Genomic DNA, 276 nt, shown 5'->3' with positions numbered 1-276 from the left:
GACTGATTTCTCTTCCTGTTTCTGTGAATCTGGAGGCTAACTGAGATGAAACTTAAAACGTTAGCACTCGCTCTTACCCTGGTTTCGCTGCCGACTTCTGTGCTGGCTGTTGATGGCCTGGTTGAAAAGACCCGACAGGAACAAAAATCCGAGCAAGCCCACAATCAAGCCCGCGAAGCTGGGTTTAAGCAGACAGAAGCAGAGATACGTGCTCAAAAAGAAGCGCTGTTGGCCAAGCGTAAATTGCTGAATACACAGATCGATAACCTGAGCAGC

At 48.6% G+C, this 276-nt stretch carries 1 pseudogene; it reads left to right on the top strand.

The features are described 5' to 3' along the window. Positions 1–45: 45 nt before the first annotated feature. Positions 46–276: pseudogene (locus ACYP03_RS26070) on the top strand (MotA/TolQ/ExbB proton channel family protein); the annotation flags it as partial.

This window comes from Photobacterium sp. R1 (assembly GCF_054600795.1).
The sequence above is the reverse complement of the archived record's forward strand: the minus strand, read 5'-3'. Positions and strand labels throughout refer to the sequence as shown.